The sequence below is a fragment of the Akkermansia sp. BCRC 18949 genome (genome assembly GCF_045011645.1).
In the GTDB taxonomy this organism is placed as follows: Bacteria; Verrucomicrobiota; Verrucomicrobiia; order Verrucomicrobiales; family Akkermansiaceae; genus Akkermansia; species Akkermansia massiliensis.
On record NZ_CP123619.1, the window covers coordinates 2,754,663 to 2,771,700 of the forward strand.

The window sequence follows — 17,038 nt, forward strand, 5'->3', positions numbered from 1 at the left end:
TTGGATTAATGAAGAAGTTGTTTCAGGGAGGCCAGGCGCGTTTCGTCCAGTTGTTCCCAGGGAAGCTCCGGATTGGTGAAATGCCCGTAGTGCGTCGTCTTCCGGTAAATGGGTCGCAGCAGGTCGAGCTGGTCCACCATGTCCGCAGGCTTGAAGGAGAAAATGCCTTCCAGCGCGCTTTCAATGGCTTTTTCCTCCACCTTTCCGGTGCCGAAGGTATCCACCCGGATGGAAACGGGGGTGGGGTAGCCGATGGCGTAGGCCACCTGCAATTCACACTTGTCCGCCAGCCCGGCGGCTACGATGTGTTTGGCGACCCAGCGGCACATGTACGCCGCGGAACGGTCCACCTTGGACGGGTCCTTCCCGGAGAAGGCGCCGCCGCCGTGGCGGCCCATGCCGCCGTACGTATCCACAATGATCTTGCGGCCCGTCAGGCCGGAATCCCCGTGGGGGCCGCCCACCACGAATTTCCCCGTGGGATTGATGAAGTACTCCGTCCTGTCATCCAGCAGTTCCGCAGGAAGCACGGTCTTAATGAGTCTGACGCAGTAATTGTAAATCGTATCATGGTCCACTTCCTCCGTGTGCTGGGTGGAGATAACCACGTTCTCAATATGCACGGGGCGTCCGGCCTCATCATAGGCCACGGCCACCTGGGACTTGCAATCCGGTCGCAGCCAGTCCACATGCCCGCGCTTGCGGCGCTTGGCCAGTTCAATGAGCAGCTTGTGGGCGAACACGATGGGGGCCGGCAGCAGCTCCGGCGTCTCGTTCGTCGCGAAGCCGAACATGATGCCCTGGTCCCCGGCGCCCTGCTCCGCGTGGCCCTTGCCCTCCGCTTCCCGCGCGTCCACGCCCTGGGCGATGTCCGGAGACTGTTCCGTGAGCAGGTTCGTGAAAAAGACGGTATCCGCATGGAACACGTCGTCGTCCTGCCGGTTGCAGTACCCGATCTCCCGGATGGCCTGGCGGGCGATCTTTTCCGGATTGATTACCGCCTTGGTCGTCAGCTCTCCGGCGATGATGACCATGTTGCTCTTCACCAAAGTTTCGCACGCGACGCGGCTAGTTTTGTCTTGAGCCAGGCAGGCGTCTAAAATAGAGTCGGAAATGTAGTCGGCCACCTTGTCCGGATGGCCTTCTCCAACGGATTCCGACGTGAAGATGTGAGGGTTGTTTTTACTCATATCGATAAATCTCGATGCGTTGATATATTATTCTACCATGAAGTCAATCCTAAAAACGCTCAAACTCCTGACGGACCCCACCCGCCTGCGCATCATCAACGTTCTGAATGAAGAATCCCTGAGCGTTGCGGAGCTCCAGGAAATTCTCGGCATGGGGCAGAGCCGCATCTCCACGCAGCTTGCCCAGCTCCGGCAGGAAGGAGTGGTGGAGGACACCCGCTCCGGGAAAAACGTTTTTTACACCCTCTCCCTGGCCAACGACCTGCACAACGTGGCCCTGAAAGCCTGCGAGGAACTGCCGGAGGCGGAAACGGACAAAAAAGCCCTCCAGGTCATTCTGGACAAGCGCAAGAACCGCACGCAGGCCTACTTTGATGAAGTCGTTTGCCGCCTGGGCAAGAACTACGCTCCGGGCCGTTCCTGGAAGGCGCTGGCCGGAGCCCTGCTCCGCATCCTGAATTATGACGTGGTGGCGGACCTGGGCGCCGGGGAAGGCTTCGTCTCCCAGCTCATTTCCCCCAGCGCCAAGCAGGTGATCGCCGTGGACAACTCCCCCAGCATGGTGGAACTGGGGCAGGAACTGGCGCGCAAGCACGGGCTGGACAATCTGGAATACCGCCTGGGCGACATTGAAACGCCGCCCATTGATCCCGGCACCGTGGACCTGGCCCTGCTCAGCCAGGCCCTGCACCATGCCCAAAAGCCGGTCAAGGCCCTGGAAGCCGCCTGGAACATCCTGAAACCCGGAGGCTGCCTGGTCGTTCTGGACCTGCTCCAGCACGGGCAGGAGGAAGCCCGCGAACTCTATGCGGACCGCTGGCTGGGCTTCACGCCCGCCGCTCTGGAAAGCATGCTCAAGGAAGCCGGCTTCCGGAACATCCATACGGACATTGTGGACAGGGAACCGGAACCTCCCCATTTCCAGACCCTGATGGCCGCCGCCTGGAAACCGTAACCGGAAGGCGCCCCACTCCTTTTTCCAACCGTTTTTTCAGACAAAATTCTGCCGGGCAACCGCTCACCTATTGTGAGCATTAAATCCGCATTAATCATTTCAGGCGCCATCCTCGCTGCCGCCCTGGGCATTTACTGGATAGCCGCCCCGAGGAACTGTACCGGCAATACATGCAGCTTTCCCCCTTTGAGCAATTTGACCAGAAGGAGAAACTGTTGAAAAAAGCGGCGCAGGCTGGCTGCATTCCCGCCATGCGCCAAATGGCGGATCATAACTTCATCTCCAAAAACGATCTCAAAGCCGAGGAATACAATTACTGGATCAAAAAAGCGGCGGACCATGGAAGCCCGCAGGCCCAGTATGAAGCTTTCACGGAATGCATTTCCGAAAACCCTTCCGAGGTCCTCGCTTATCTGATACAGGCGGACAGGCAGTCTTACGCACCCGCCTCCCTGGAACTGGGACGGCTGTATGCCTGCGGAGACGAAGAATACGGCATCATGCGGGATGAACGGAAAGCCATGGAGTTTTACCAAAAAGCCGCCGCGCTGAATAACCCGGAGGCCCTTTACCTGCTCTACCTGATGGGAAAACTGGAAATTCCGTCCAGGGGGGAAGCGGAACGGCACCCGGACGCCTATGCCCGCTATCTTCAACAGGCACAGCGGCAGAAAGCGTTCCCGATCATGCCTGCCGCCATGGACGGAGAGGTCCCCGCGAACCGTCAATCCAGGGAGCGTATCAGGGAAGTTTTAAAAACCTACCTGCCGCAAAACCCGAAAGCTGTTGAATGGATTCAACAAAACTACAGGTGAAAAACAGGCCATGCCTCATTCCCTGTCCTCCGGAGCCCTTTCCGCAGGAAAGGGGCGTTTGCCGGATTGGAGGGCCTCCCGCACTTCCCGGACAATGTCCATCATCTGCTCCGGAGACAGCTCCTCTTTACCTTCCACCTCTTCATCCACCAGCGCTTTCATTTCCTCCAGAAGATGCTCCGGCTCCAGACGGTAGTTCAGCAATACCCGGAAAAGCTCCCTTCCGGCCTCCTGCAAGGGAACGGACGGAAAATCCCGCACGCTTTTCAAATCTTTTTCTTCAAAGGAATTCAGCAGTCCGGCATAACGGCGGAACGCGCGTTTGAATTCCTCCGGGCAGCCGGCCAAATCTACCGCGGCAAGATACCGCCGGAAGGAAATCTCCGCTTTCAGGTGAAGGGCGGCTTCCCCCGTGGACTCCGCCAGCCACGTTTCCTTCTGCTTCAAATGTACGAGCAGAAGGGCCTTCCGCATGGCTTCCCTCTGCCTGCCCTTGGGCCCCTTCTTCAATTTAACCAGGTCCAGGTCCAGCTCTGCGGCATCCGGACTCGCCACATCCTGGGCCGGAGACACTCCGAGAGCCGCCGCCATCAGAACAAACGGCAGCCACTTCCTCATGCATTCCCGGATATGGACCATTGCGGTCAGCAATTACATGAAAAGCTCCGGGAAAGCAATCCCAATCCAACGGCTCCGCAGATAAAAGAGCCGGCTCCATCACGGCTGTTTTTCCCCGCCTCCCGGCCGGGAAGGCGGAAAATTCCCGGCGGTTACTTTGCGGACATGGAGAAACAGGATGCCGGAATTTCTTCCGGGGCGCCCCGGTCTCCGGACTGCATTCCGTCGTTCCCACGGCAGAAGAGGAATCCGCCCGGTCTCCCGGCTTATAATGAAAATCGGCATCCACCAATTGCATGTCATGCAGGCGCACAAAGGATTTGGAACCTTCATTGGAATCCGTTTCCAGGAAAAAGGTATAAACTCCCGTTTCCGGCACGCTCAGAAACCCCTTCCATTCCCCGCAAAAAGGTTGTCTGGAAATGCCGCCCGGAACAAGACAACCGGAAGTCTCCGTCACCGCAAGGTTTTCATACCCCCTGACCGCCTCAGGCTTGGGCACCCAGGGACACGCCTTGGAGGAAAGAAGCCTGAACGCCAGTTTTCCGCCTACTTCCCCGCCCTTCTCCAGAGGCGGCACGGGGACGGAATCATAAGGCCTGCCAGACAGACAGCCGCGGACGGAATTGTCATAGTCATAAATCCTCCTGACCTGCAATACCCTGTTCCTGAAATAGTCCCCGTATTTCCTGCCCTCCGGCGTTTCCGCCAGATTGCGGGATTCCCTGGGGTCTTTTTCAATATCATAAATCTGGAAGGGATCCTCGTGGGAACGGATATTCTGCCTGACTCCCTTGTACCTGCCTGCATAAATAATCTGCTGCTGGAGCCTGGAAACGTTCCGGTGCTCCGGAAGGAAGTTTTTATAATTGGGCGTTTTGCCCTTCACGTTATATTCCACATAAAGTATGCCCGGCTTTTGCTTTCCTTTCCCCGTAAGGGTAGGCAGGATGGAAACTCCATCCGTTTTTGCCGGAACCGGCATCCCTCCGGCCTCTGCAAACGTGGCCATCCAGTCATGGAACTGGCTGGGAGCATGGCTAACGCGGCCTGAAGGAATGGCCGCCGGCCAGCGCACAATAGCCGGAACCCTGATGCCGGCCTCCCAGGTATCCCTTTTGATTCCGTCAAACGGGCCATAAGACTCGAAAAAGTTGGGGTCCTGCGTAGGGCCTATGAAACTGCCTTCATTATGGGGACCGTTATCGGAGGTAAAAACCACGATCGTGTTTTTATCTATTTTCAAATCGGAGAGGAGTTTGAGCAAATCCCCCACGGCATCGTCAATCCGGGCTATCATGGAAGCATGCTTTTTTGCTCCCTCCGGCCATTTCTGGGAGGCATACCGGGGATAAACGTATGAATTGCGCACGCCGTTGGCCGTATTGATCAATTCCCCCTTTTTACCCAGCCACTGCAATCCGCCGTTCAGACCGGCGCCGGCGGGATAGGCTTGCGTGGGTACTTCCAGCGCGGAATGGGGAGCGGTAAAAGTCAGCGCCAGGAAAAACGGCTGGCCTCTTGATTTTTTCCTGTGGTCCACGATCCATTTCTTGGCACGGGCCGTAAACAAATCCGTGGAATAGGAATTCGTACAGGATTTGGTGATGTTTTCATGCATGTCCCAGATCACGTTGGTACCCGTCTGGGAACGGCGGTCCGCGGGATCATCCGCCGCATAGTGCCGGTGCGCTCCGATGTGGTCCAGATGGCCGAAGAAGTAATCAAAGCCCCTTTTGTCGGGAAAAGCCGTGGACTCTCCGGGATTGCCTCCGCATTCCGTTCCGCCTCCAATCCCCCATTTGCCGATCAGCGCCGTTGCGTATCCGGCTTTCTTCAACATGGCCGGCAACGTCAGCGCATCCTCCAGGGGCATGTCAAACGTATTGTCCCTCACCACGCGGGCATGCCCCTGATGGACGCCAGAAAACAGCGAGGCGCGCGAAGGGGCGCAGACGGGAGAACCCGCATAATGCCTGCACAACTGAATTCCCTCCGTAGCCATCCGGTCGAGGGCCGGAGTCTGAATGGCGGGCTTCCCTTCACGAGCGCGGCGGTTCTGGTGGAACACCCCAAGATCCCCCCAGCCCAGATCGTCAACCAGGATAAAGAGAATGTTGGGCCGTCCCGGCGCAGGAGCGGGGGCCGCCCATCCCAGGCAGCCCGAAAACATCAGAAGCAAGGCAAGAAAACGGGAGAACGGCGCAAACATGACGGATTGTTGTACTTAACGCCTGCCGTGTTAAGCAAGCTGAAAAGACCGCTTTCATGCCATCCGGGGAGATTGACGGGCATCCGGACGTATGCGAAAAAGCCGTCTATGCTATTCGCAGTAGTGATATTCCTTTCCGTGGTCGTGCTCGGCGTCATTGCCGCGTTGCGCTTCACCAAGGGGGTCATTCCGCTGCGTACCTACGAATCGCGGGAATTGCCGGGATTTCCGGGTCCGGCGGGGCTGATTCACCGCCTGGACGGCGCGGAAAAACGCCAGCGGAAACTGGCGGAGGCCCGTTTTCCCGGCGTGGATGAAAACGGGCTCATCAGCCTTCCCCCCGCCTGGGAGGGCAAGGTGACTGCGGGACGCCTGGCCTGCGTGGCCCACACCTGGGCCATGAGCAGCCTGGTCCGGGAAGACCCTGCTGCGGCCAAAGCCCGCAAAACCGCCGCAGCCCGCGCCATGATGATTCCCTTCTTCACAGCCCTCATCCTGCTGGGGATGCTGGCCACCGGGCTGTTGAAGTTCCAGATTGCGCTGGCTATCGGGCTGGCCTGCTGGGCCTTCTTCACCTTCTCCGCCCTTCCCACCCAGTTCCGTGAATGGAAGGCGGCGGAAATAGCCAAATCCGGGCTGAAGGAAGCCGGATTGTGGCCCCTGCTGCCCTCAGACGCCATGGCCGTGGAACAATGCCTGAAAGCATTGTCATGGTGCAATGTGGCGGGCTTCCGGCGCATTCTTCCCAGATAGGGGATGCGCCGTGACGGAGGCGCGCATTTTTCCGGTTAATCCGGCTTTTGAGAGAAAAAAACTTGAAACGGGGGTGCGGGTAACCCACTCTTCCACCGTCGTCAAAATTTACTCTCTTCTGCATGAACGAGTCCGCCAACCCTATCATCAAGTACTTTTCCGAGTTCAAAATCCTAAAAACCGTATCCAAAGATTTCTGGCTCACCAACGTCGTACAGTTCTTCGACGGCATGGCCTACTTCTCCCTGATTACGGTTTTTGTCCTCTACCTGACGGATTACTGCAGTTTCAACGATGCGGACGCGGCCCTGTGGGTGGGGCTGTATACCCTGTTCATCTCCGCCTTCGTCTTTGCGGTGGGTTCCATCTGCGACATCATCGGCATACGGCGCACGTACCTGATCGGCTTCATCATCCTCATCGCCGGGCGTCTCATCATGGGATTCGGGCCGGATCTGAGCCCAACCGTGGACTCCGGGAGGCTGGTGGTCATGACAGGGATTCTGATCATGTCCTTCGGCACGGCGTTCATGTCCCCCGTCATCCAGACCTCCATCCGGCGCTTCGCCCCGCTGAATGCGCGCGCCACGGGGTTCAATATTTATTATCTGCTGATGAACATCGCCGCCGTGATCGCGAACGTATTCCTGATTGAATTCTTCCGCAAGCACTTCGGCGCTGTGGACGGCGGCTACTGGATCATCAACTTCGGCACGCTGATGGTGCTGCTGGGCTGCATCACCACCCGCTTCATTGACGAAAACAACTACGCGGAACCCAGTGAAAAGGAGGCCAACCTGAAAGCGCCCCTCCGCCGGCCCCTGCAGCTTTTCCGGGAAGTGTGGAAGGAATCCGCCTTCCGCAAGCTCATCCTCTTCCTGGTGCTGACCATGGGCGTGCGCATCGTCTTCACGCTGCAATTCCTGGTCATGCCCAAATACTACGTGCGCACCCTGTATGATGACTTTGCCATCGGCTCCATCAATGCCATCAACCCGGCCATCATCGTCTCCGGCCTCATCCTGCTCATTCCGGTGCTGGGCCGCTTCTCTACCGTTGGCCTCATGATCGTGGGCATGTCCATTTCCGCTTTCTCCCTTGTCTTCATGGCCATTCCCATTGAATGGTACTATGTGGTGCCCGGCATTGAAACGCGCTCCCAGGCGTATCTGGTAGCCATTGTGACGCAGATTCTGGTGTTCGCGTTCGGGGAACTGCTGTTCTCCCCCCGTTTCTCGGAATATGTGGCCCGTGTGGCCCCCAAGGACAAGGTGGCCTCCTACATGTCCCTGGCGGCATTGCCCATGTTCATTGCCAAGCCCATCAACGGCATCATCGGCGGCCTGCTGGTCGCCTACCTCTGCTACGACGGCATCTGCGCCAAGATGGATACCGGGCACATCGGCTTCTGGGATTCACCCGAATTCATGTGGACCATTTACCTGGCCATGGCCGTCATCAGCCCCATCGCCATCATCATGACCCGCAAGACCATCACCTCCGACCATCCGGAGGAAGATGCGGACTCCCCGCCCATTGCGGCCATTGAAACGGAAATGGACCCCGCCGTTACGGCGGAAGAACTCACGGAAGCCAACTCCTAACCTCTCAAGACGATGAACCAGCACACGCGCAACATCATTGTGGACTCCCTCATCCTGGTGGCTTTCAGTTCCATTCTGGGCGGGATCAGCCTGGTGGTTTCCAAATCCTTCTCCGGAGACCCCAATCCGGCCCTGGACCTTATCACCGTGATGAAAAAAGCGGAGGCCAAGGAAGTCAATGCCTCCTCTGAACAGGAGGAACAGGAAGCCAGGATCAAGGGAATGAAGGAGTTCGACCAAACCTTGGAAGAAGGGGAACAACTGGCGGCGAAGGAAGGAAAAGCCTTCGTCAACATGACGGACCCCCACGGCAGAACGCCCGTCATGTGGGTGTGCTACGCCAACTACAACAACATTGAAACCACGCTGAAGCTGGAAGCCAAGCGTGCGCCCTACCTGGGACGCCTGCTGGAAGACCCCCGCGTGGAAATCGACCAGAAGGACAAGGACGGATGGACCGCCCTGCACTGGGCTTCCTGGAGCGGGCTAGACCGCTTGTCCGACATGCTGATTGAAAAGAAGGCGGACATCAACAACCGGGAAGGCAACGGCTTTACGCCGCTGATGCTGGCGGCCATGCGCGGCAACTTCCAGGTGGCGGCCCTGCTGCTGGAAAAAGGGGCGGACATGAATGCCGTCAACAAATTCGGCAAGAACGCCCTTCAACTGGCGGAGGAAGGGGCCCTGGCCTACCAATCCAGCTTTGACCTGACCAAGACGGAAGTTTCCAAGGCCCCGGTGAACACCTTTGCACAGGCTTATGAAAAAGCCGTTGCAGCCCTCTCGCCTGAACACGCCCCCGAATTCATGGAAGCCATGAAAAAGGCGGTAGGCCGCCAGTCCTTTGTGGAAACGGAGTACGTTCTCCAGCTCATTACGCGCTCCCTGATCTCCAAAAACCTGTTCACGGAGGAACAGGCCGGAAAATTCAAGGAGGAAATCACCGGGGCCGTAGCGGAAAAATCCCAGATCATTGACGTGCGCGGCGTAGCCTTTGAACACACCGTGGACCTGCTCCGTAAAGCGGCTGGGAAATAACAGCCCGGTTTCTTCAAGGTTCCGACATCCGCCACTTTGCTCTTGACGCTTTCACGGCTCCTTTCTAGGATTCGCGGCATACCATGGTTAGAGCATTGCGCAACGGCATCATGCTGCTCACCCTTCTGCTGGTCATTGTAGGCGGAACGGGCATGGTTTCCGTATGCCCCTGCCATCAGGAGGTCTTCCTCTTTTCCTGCTCCTGCCATCACGATGCCGCACCCTGCGGATGCCGTGGGGACCACGGTCCCGGCAGCAGCACTTCCAGCCCGCTGGCCGGGCACCTCTGCGAACACCAGCGTCTGGAGATTGACGACCTGACGCTGCCCGTTCTTCATGCGCCGCTTCCCCAGCCCTGCATTATCTGGCAGACCTTCCCGGATTTCCATCATCTGGCACAGTCTCTTCTTTTAACAAGCCAAACATCGGATTCCGCAATACCCGCCCCCCCTGACCCCTTCAGGGACGACGGCCCGATACATGAAGGCTTTCAACTTCCCCTGCTGATTTAACGGCCCTTTTTCGGAAACGTCCCAAGGACGTTTCCGGCTGAACGCTGCTTGCTGATTGCGTCCGGCCTTATTTGTTTCCGCGGAATTATTTGCCGCATTGTCCAAACCTGATTGGACCGAACTATTTCTATTCTCTTTTTCATCATGAAATCCATACCATTTTTCGCTGGGCTAGGCCTGACCGCCTTCCTCAGCTCATGCAGCGTCTATCACAGCGCGCCCATCGACCTGAACGCGGAGGAAGCCTCCTGGAAAGAGGCATCCCGCGTGGACACACACATCTCCGTTACCCGGAACCAGGCACGCCAGATCGGCCTGGTCATGAATCCGGATCTGAACAAGGCACGCCTGAAACTGGCTTCCAGCAATGAAGCAGCCAAACAATCGGGCTGGTGGAACGATCCGTCCTTTTCCTGGGATATTGAACAAGTCCTCCAGGAAAATACGCTCAACATGTCCGGCAGCCTGGGCTTCACCATTCCCGTGACGGGTCTTCCCGCCCTGGAAAAAAAGGTGGCGGAACAGTACAAGGAGGCGGACTTCTGGACCCTCCGCCAGGCGGAACTGGATTTTCTCAGTTCCCTGGACCAGGCCTGGAGCAAGCTGGCCGTTACCCAGCGCCGCAAGGCCGTCATCCGGGAACGCCTGGATGCGGTGCGGCAGGAAAACGGCGTGATTGAAAAACTCATTGGCGCAGGGGAAGTGGAATTTTCCTCCCGCCAGGTGGCTTCCCAGCGCATGAACGACGCCATCCGGGAACTCCAGACCGTGACGGAAACGGAACTGGAGCAGAAGATGGAGCTGGTCAGGCTGATGGGGCTGCATCCCTCCGCGGCACGGAAGCTCGGCTTCCTGACGGGACAGGGCTTCCAACTGCCTGCCGCCGTTCCGGCCCCCGGCCCCGCCGCCCTGGCCTCAGCCCCGAAAATCAAGGCCCAACTGGCAACCTACGCCACCACGGAAACCCTGTTCAAGACGGAGATCCGCCGGCAGTACCCGGAACTGGAGCTCGGGCCCTCCTTCACCCGTGACGACGGGGAAAAGGAAGTGGGCGGAGAAATAGGGTTCAATCTTCCCCTCTGGAACCGCAACCGCAAGGCCATTGCGGAAGCGCGCGGCACACGGAACCTGTCCAGGCAGGAAACCATCCAGCTTTGGAAAACGGAGTTGTTCAACGCCCGACAGCTTGACGCCAGCCAGCAGATGGTGCTCCGCCACTGCCGGACGGAGCTTCAGCGCATGGAGTCCTTCGCCTCCTCCGTCCGGACCATGGAAAAACTGCACGGCATCGGGGAAGCCTCCCTGCTGGAGCTGGCGGAAAACCGCCACCAGCTTTATGAAAGCCGTCTGGCTTTCCTGGACAATCTGGACAAGCTGCTGGCCATTCAGGCCCAGCTGCGCTACCTCACCCACGCCAACCTTCAATCCAAATAAAAATCTTCATCATTTTAACGAACATGAAACGTCTCTATTTTTCCATTATCCTGGGCCTGACTCCCGTTTTCAGCCTCAATCCCGCACGCGGAGAGCAGCCGGCACCTACGGAACACAAACACGAGGACGGCACCGCCTGCACGGCGGACCACGGCCATGAAGGCCACCAGCACAAGGAAGGGGAAACCTGCGCCGAGGGCCACGCCCATGAGGAACACAAGCACGCGGACGGCTCCGTCTGCACAGGCGACCACGAGCCTGAGGGCCACCAGCATGCAGAGGGGGAAGCCTGCACGGGCGACCACGAACATGAAGAGGCCGCGGAGAAAGGTTCCGGCCAGTCGGGGGACATGATTCCCGTGCATGTGGATGAAAAGGCGCGCCATTCCCTGGACATGCGCTTTGAAAAGGTGACGGAAGCCACTCACGGCGCGGAAAAGACCCTTCACGGCCAGATGGTTATTCCTCCCCATGCGGTAACGACGTACGCCCTTCCCGCCGCCGGGCGCGTCACCTTCAACGTCAAGTCCGCCCAGCAGGTACGCAAGGGGGAACTGCTGTACACGCTGGCCTCACCGGACATCGTGGAGATGGAAGGAAACGCCTCCCAGGCGCAGGCTGCCCTTGACCGCGCCGCGGCGGAACTCAATACCCTCAAGGAACGCCGGGCCCAACTGGAAAAAATCGGCACCCGTAACAGTGAGCTGAATACTTCCATTCAATTCAAGGAGGCAGAAATCCACAGCCTCCGCGCCGCCCTGGATGCCAGCAATAATAAACTGAAGCTGGTGACGGATTCCGGAGCTTTGAAAAACAACCTCCTTTACGTGTACGCCGCGGCGGACGGCTCCGTCCAGTCCGTGAACATGACCCAGGGTTCCTGGGGGGAACAGGGCGCGCCCGCCCTCGTCATGACCAACAAGGGGGAACTGGAATTCGCCACCACCATTTACGGGGCTGACCCCGTCCATTATGCGAAGGCCCAGCTGGCCCTGACCAGCGGAAAAAATACGGAAGTGCTGGACGGCACCCTGCGGGTGGCGGACCAGGTGGACCCCGCCACGCAGTCCCGTGCCCTGTACTTCGTTCCGGACCGCATGCCGGAAGGGACGCATGCCGGACAGCTTGCCCGGCTGGACCTGTATTCCCATGACGCCGCTACGGACGGCTTTATTCCCGTTCCCAACAGCGCCGTCGTCAAGGTGGGGGTGAACGACGTGGTCTTCATCAAGGCGGCGGACGATACCTTCGTCATGAAGAAGGTGGAAACACTGCCCGCACGGCAGGGAAAAACGCCCGTCAAAGGGTTGACGCCGGGACAAACCATCGTGACCAAAGGCGGCTATGAATTGAAATACATCCTGCCCACGGGAGACGCCGGGAGCAAGAAGGCGGCCGGGCATTTCCATGCGGACGGCCAGTTCCACGAAGGAGAACACTGATTTTCAGCTCAACGTGATTAGAGAACGGTTAATAGAAACAGGAATTCGATGAACTTTCTAATTTCATTCTGCCTGAATAACAGAATCACCGTGATTTTGCTGACGCTCGCGCTGGCGGTCATCAGCATTTTCGTGGTGAAAAATATTCCCGTGGACGTGTTTCCGGAACTGAAGGTTCCGCGCGTCACCATCCAGACGGAAGCCCCCGGCCTCACCGCTGAGGAAGTGGAGCAGTATATCACTATTCCCATTGAGTCCGCCATGAACGGCACCGCCGGGGTCAAGGGCGTGCGCTCCTCCTCCGGGAGCGGCCTCTCCTTCGTATGGGTGGACTTTGACTGGGACAAGGACATTTACCAGGCCCGCCAAATCGTAACGGAACGCCTGGGCGCGGTCCGGGAGTCCTTGCCGGAAGGCACGTCCCCGGAGCTGGCGCCCATCGTCTCCGTAACGGGGGAAATCATGCTGATCGCCCTGACGGGGGACAAGGACACCTCCACGCTGGACATGCGGCAATTGGCGGAATACAAGCTGCGCACGCGCCTGCTGGCCATCCCCGGCGTGGGACAGGTCACGGTGCTGGGCGGCCGCCTGCCGGAATACCAGGTGGTTTACGATCCCAACAAGCTCAAGCTGGCAGGGGTGGACCTTTCCAGCCTGAAAACGGCCATTGAGGAATCCCAGTCTTCCGTGCCCGCCGGGTACCTGGAGGACGTGGCCGGGCAGGAGCTCCCCATTCAGCAGGATACCCGCACCGCCAATATTGAACAGCTGAACCGCGCCCTGGTTCCGGACCACGCCTCCGGCATTCTCCGGCTTCAGGACGTAGCGGAGGTCAAGATAGACGGCGCGCCGCGACGGGGTGACGCCGGGTTCATGGGGGAAGACGCCGTGGTGCTTTCCGTGCAGAAGGTGCCGGGAGCCAATACGCTGGCCCTGACGCAGGCTGTGGACGCAGCCGTCAAGGAGTTCAGCCAGAGTCAGCTTCCCAAGGGCATGAAACTGCACACCACCGCCTACCGCCAGGCGGATTTCATTGAAATGTCCCTGGACAACGGCACGGAGACCCTGCTCATTGCGGGAGCGGTGGTCATGATCGTCATCTTCCTGACGCTGCTGAACCTGCGCACGGCCATCATCACGCTGATTTCCATGCCCCTGTCCGTCCTGTTCGGGATGATGATGTTCCCCATTTTCGGGCTGGCCATCAACATCATGACCCTGGGCGGCCTGGCCGTAGCCGTGGGGGACGTGGTGGACAACGCCATCATTTTCGTGGAAATAGCGTGGCGGCACCTGAACCGGAACGCCGCCCTGCCGGAGGACAGGCGCAAGAGCAAGTATGAGGTGCTGATGGAGGCCAAGGGGGAAATCGTGGGTTCCATCTCCTTCTCCTCCATCATCATCCTGCTGGTGTTCACGCCGGTCCTCTTCCTGTCCGGGCTGGAAGGCCAGTTCTTCCGCCCCCTGGGCATCTCCTACATGCTGGCCCTGCTCTCCTCCCTCATCGTAGCCGTCACCATTACCCCGGTGCTCTGCTACATGTGGTTCAAGAAGAGCAAAAACGCCGCCACGCTGGAAAGCGGGGACTCCTTCAGCTCCCGCCTCATCAAGCGCATTTATGCGCCCATTCTTGAATTCTGCCTGCGCTTCTCCAAGACGGTCTGCGCCATCATGGCGGCCATCACGCTGCTGGCCCTGTGGCTGGGGTCCACCTTCGGAACCAGCTTCCTGCCGCCGTTCAACGAGGACTGCTACACGGTCTTCGTCAGCACGGTGCCGGGCACTTCCCTGGATGAAACGGAGCGCATCTCCCGAACGGTGATGAAGGACATTGAACGCATTCCCGGCGTTCTCAGCGTCACCCAGCGCACGGGACGCGCGGAAAACGACGAACACGCGGAACCCGTCAGCGCCTCCGAACTGCTCGTGCGCGTAGACCTGGAGAAGGACCAGAAGGAACTGCGCGCCGCCATCAAGAAGTGCATTGACGATATTCCCGGCACCAGCTCCATGATCGGCTATCCGCTGGCGCACCGCATCAGTTCCGCCCTCTCCGGCTCCAACTCGGAAATCGCCATCAATATTTACGGCACGGAGCTGCCCCAGCTCCGCCTGGCGGCCCAGAAGGCCAAGGAGATTCTGGCAAAGATGCCGGAGGTGGCGGACGCGCGCGCCAACCGGGAGATCATGGTGGATACCATCCGCGTGCAGTACAACCAGGAAGCCCTGGCCTCCCACGGCCTGACCATGGCGAACGCCGCGGAACAGGTTTCCACGGCCATGAACGGCCAGAAGCTGGGGGAAGTGATCAAGAACCAGGACCACTGGAACATTGTCCTGCGCATTGATCCCAGGCTGAAGACGTCCATTGAAGACATCAAGAACCTGGAACTCATTTCCCCCAATAAAAAGACCGTGCGCCTGGCCGACGTGGCGCAGGTGTACCGGGAGGAGGTTTCCAACCTCATCCTGAGGGACAACACCATGCGGAAGGCCATGATCTCCTGCAACCCCTCCCCCAATTCCAACCTGGGGGACCTGGCGAAAGCCTGCCGGGAGCAATTGGACCCGGTGATGAACGCCATGGGCTGCACGGTGGATTATGACGGCACCATCAAGGCGCGGGAATCCGCTTCCCAGCGGCTTTACGTGCTGGGCGCCATCGTGATGGTGCTCATCGTTCTGCTTCTCTCCTCCGCGCTGGGGAGCGTCCGGCGCGCCATGCTGACGCTGGTGAACATTCCGCTGTGCCTGGTGGGCGGCATTGTGGCCGTCTTCCTGGCCTCCCCCGGCACGCTGTCCTCCCTGTTCGGCGCCGCGTACATTCCGCCCATCCTCTCCGTGGCTTCCATCGTGGGGTTCGTTACCGTCATCGGCTTCGCCATCCGCAGCGTCCTGATCCTGCTCAACAGGTACCGGGCGCTGGAACACAAGGGCATGAACCCGGCGGAAGCCATCCGGGAAGGTTCGCTGGAACGCGTGGTTCCCATCATCATGACCTCCCTTACAACGGTGCTCGGCTTGCTCCCCCTGATCTGGGCCATTGACAAGCCCGGGGGCGAACTGCTCGGGCCGCTGGCCATCGTCCAGTTCGGCGGACTGGTTTCAGCCACCATCCTGAACCTGCTCATCATTCCGGCCACAGCCAAACTCTTCTCCCGCTGGATTTCCTCCCGCCGGAAAGAATTGGAAGCAACCTCCTGATCCATTCGGGATTCCAGCGGCGGAACCGGGGAAGGACGAGGCCCCGGTTCCGCCTTTTACAATGACAGACGTAACAAGTCCTTGCCTTCCGGGCCGATAAGGAGCACACATGGGTGCTTAAGCTTCACCGTCATGCCCAAACGGAAATCCACCAGAGAGCACCTGCTCAATACGGGAGCCATGATCGTCGGGGAATCCGGGCTCCGCGCTCTCACCATCCGCGGCCTGTCCCTGCGCGCCGGCACCAATACGGGGAGCTTTGTCTATCACTTCGGCAACCGGGAAGCTTTTCTGAACGAACTGCTGGAACGCTGGTACGAACCGTTGTTCACCGGCGTCAGAACCCACGCCAACATTCATCTTCCGGCCTTTGAAAAACTGGAAGCCATCCTGGAAGACGTCATGGAGTTCCTGCTGCGCCACGGCCAGTTCATTGCCCAGCTGGTGCTGGACGCCCTGGCGGGAGAACGGGCGGCCATCCGCTTCATTTCAGGAATCCATACGCGCCACCCCCTCGTCCTGCTGGAAACCATACGGGAAGCCCAGGAGGAAGGTTCCGTGCTCCAGGGAGACCCCATGAACATCCTCATCTACCTCGTCTGCTGTGGCGGGGCTCCTTTTATCCTTTCCGGACAACTCCAGGTGCACGACCCGAATGCCGTGCGGCCCGTGCTGGATCTGCTGGGCTCCATCCTCAATGACCCGGAAAGCGCCAGGCAGCGCATGACCTGGGCGCTCCGCGGCATCCGCCAGTCCTGAGAACCCACCGGACTCCGGAAATACCACGTTGCGCCGCGCTCTTCCTGCAAAGCTGGAGCGCCGCAGGATTTGCGGGCCATGGGCTTTCCCTTACCGCCTCCAATGGGGGCGGTGGGGCGGACGGGGCGGCGGAGGCGGAGGATTGTGGTGATGCCAGTCATTGCGATACCTGTCCTTGTCGCGGTCATGCTGGACCGCCGCGCCGATGGCAGCCCCGGCGGCCAGCGCGCCCACGCCGATGGCGGCGGCCCCGCCAGGCGTCACGGTGCTGTTTCCGTAACTGTCCGTCGTGCAGGACGGCATCAGGGAAAGAGACAGCCCGGCCAGGGGAAGGAGCCAGAGGGATTTGATATGCTTGTTCATGGTGTGAAATATTGGTAATGCCGGCAACCCGGCTTGCATCCAGTAAGCGCGGCGTGCCCGCATGATTTGTTTAAGCATGTCACAGCCCGGAGAGGAATTCCCGGAATCATGACGCCTGTTATGCCCAGCGGATCCT

At 59.1% G+C, this 17,038-nt stretch carries 14 protein-coding genes; 10 read left to right on the forward strand and 4 right to left on the reverse strand.

The features are described from left to right. Window positions 1-5: 5 nt before the first annotated feature. Window positions 6-1,190, reverse strand: coding sequence for a methionine adenosyltransferase (gene metK, locus P8A25_RS11580; RefSeq protein WP_022395905.1), 1,185 nt, complete (start codon window positions 1,188-1,190; stop codon window positions 6-8). A gap of 37 nt (window positions 1,191-1,227) precedes the next feature. On the opposite strand from metK, the gene P8A25_RS11585 reads away from it, so the two are divergent. Together P8A25_RS11585 and P8A25_RS11590 are read left to right on the forward strand one after the other, a co-directional pair. Then, window positions 1,228-2,145: a metalloregulator ArsR/SmtB family transcription factor gene (locus P8A25_RS11585; RefSeq protein WP_102728642.1), complete on the forward strand. Its 918-nt coding sequence runs from the start codon at window positions 1,228-1,230 to the stop codon at window positions 2,143-2,145. Between the two features lie 170 nt (window positions 2,146-2,315). Continuing rightward, window positions 2,316-2,960, forward strand: coding sequence for a tetratricopeptide repeat protein (locus P8A25_RS11590; protein ID WP_404838703.1), 645 nt, complete (start codon window positions 2,316-2,318; stop codon window positions 2,958-2,960). Window positions 2,961-2,975: 15 nt separating this feature from the next. On the opposite strand, the gene P8A25_RS11595 is transcribed toward P8A25_RS11590, so the two are convergent. Together P8A25_RS11595 and P8A25_RS11600 are read right to left on the reverse strand one after the other, a co-directional pair. Beyond that, window positions 2,976-3,551, reverse strand: a complete 576-nt coding sequence (locus P8A25_RS11595) for a hypothetical protein (protein ID WP_215442359.1) — start codon at window positions 3,549-3,551, stop codon at window positions 2,976-2,978. Then, window positions 3,472-5,790, reverse strand: a complete 2,319-nt coding sequence (locus P8A25_RS11600; protein ID WP_404838704.1) for a sulfatase-like hydrolase/transferase — start codon at window positions 5,788-5,790, stop codon at window positions 3,472-3,474. The genes P8A25_RS11595 and P8A25_RS11600 overlap by 80 nt, the downstream gene beginning before the upstream one ends. A 123-nt stretch (window positions 5,791-5,913) precedes the next feature. On the opposite strand from P8A25_RS11600, the gene P8A25_RS11605 reads away from it, so the two are divergent. The 8 genes from P8A25_RS11605 (at window position 5,914) to P8A25_RS11640 (ending at window position 16,539) form a co-directional block, all read left to right on the forward strand. Beyond that, window positions 5,914-6,543 carry a hypothetical protein gene (locus P8A25_RS11605; RefSeq protein ID WP_102721198.1) on the forward strand — a complete coding sequence of 210 codons (630 nt, stop codon included), beginning with the start codon at window positions 5,914-5,916 and terminating at the stop codon, window positions 6,541-6,543. Window positions 6,544-6,665: 122 nt separating this feature from the next. Beyond that, window positions 6,666-8,147, forward strand: a complete 1,482-nt coding sequence (locus P8A25_RS11610; RefSeq protein WP_215442361.1) for an MFS transporter — start codon at window positions 6,666-6,668, stop codon at window positions 8,145-8,147. Window positions 8,148-8,159: 12 nt separating this feature from the next. Next, window positions 8,160-9,185, forward strand: a complete 1,026-nt coding sequence (locus P8A25_RS11615) for an ankyrin repeat domain-containing protein (protein ID WP_215442362.1) — start codon at window positions 8,160-8,162, stop codon at window positions 9,183-9,185. Between the two features lie 83 nt (window positions 9,186-9,268). Beyond that, window positions 9,269-9,697: a hypothetical protein gene (locus P8A25_RS11620; protein WP_022396928.1), complete on the forward strand. Its 429-nt coding sequence runs from the start codon at window positions 9,269-9,271 to the stop codon at window positions 9,695-9,697. 144 nt (window positions 9,698-9,841) lie between these two features. Then, window positions 9,842-11,131 carry a TolC family protein gene (locus P8A25_RS11625; protein ID WP_022396929.1) on the forward strand — a complete coding sequence of 430 codons (1,290 nt, stop codon included), beginning with the start codon at window positions 9,842-9,844 and terminating at the stop codon, window positions 11,129-11,131. Window positions 11,132-11,154: 23 nt separating this feature from the next. Continuing rightward, the gene (locus P8A25_RS11630; RefSeq protein ID WP_215442363.1) at window positions 11,155-12,573 is read left to right on the forward strand and encodes a hypothetical protein; all 1,419 of its coding nucleotides are present in this window, start codon (window positions 11,155-11,157) and stop codon (window positions 12,571-12,573) included. 48 nt (window positions 12,574-12,621) lie between these two features. Continuing rightward, window positions 12,622-15,780, forward strand: a complete 3,159-nt coding sequence (locus P8A25_RS11635; RefSeq protein WP_404838705.1) for an efflux RND transporter permease subunit — start codon at window positions 12,622-12,624, stop codon at window positions 15,778-15,780. A gap of 132 nt (window positions 15,781-15,912) precedes the next feature. Continuing rightward, entirely contained in the window at window positions 15,913-16,539 is a 627-nt protein-coding gene (locus tag P8A25_RS11640; RefSeq protein WP_022396937.1) for a TetR/AcrR family transcriptional regulator, read from the forward strand. A gap of 90 nt (window positions 16,540-16,629) precedes the next feature. Here P8A25_RS11640 and P8A25_RS11645 read toward each other — a convergent pair whose 3' ends face one another. Next, window positions 16,630-16,902: a hypothetical protein gene (locus P8A25_RS11645; RefSeq protein ID WP_022396938.1), complete on the reverse strand. Its 273-nt coding sequence runs from the start codon at window positions 16,900-16,902 to the stop codon at window positions 16,630-16,632. Window positions 16,903-17,038 lie beyond the last annotated feature (136 nt).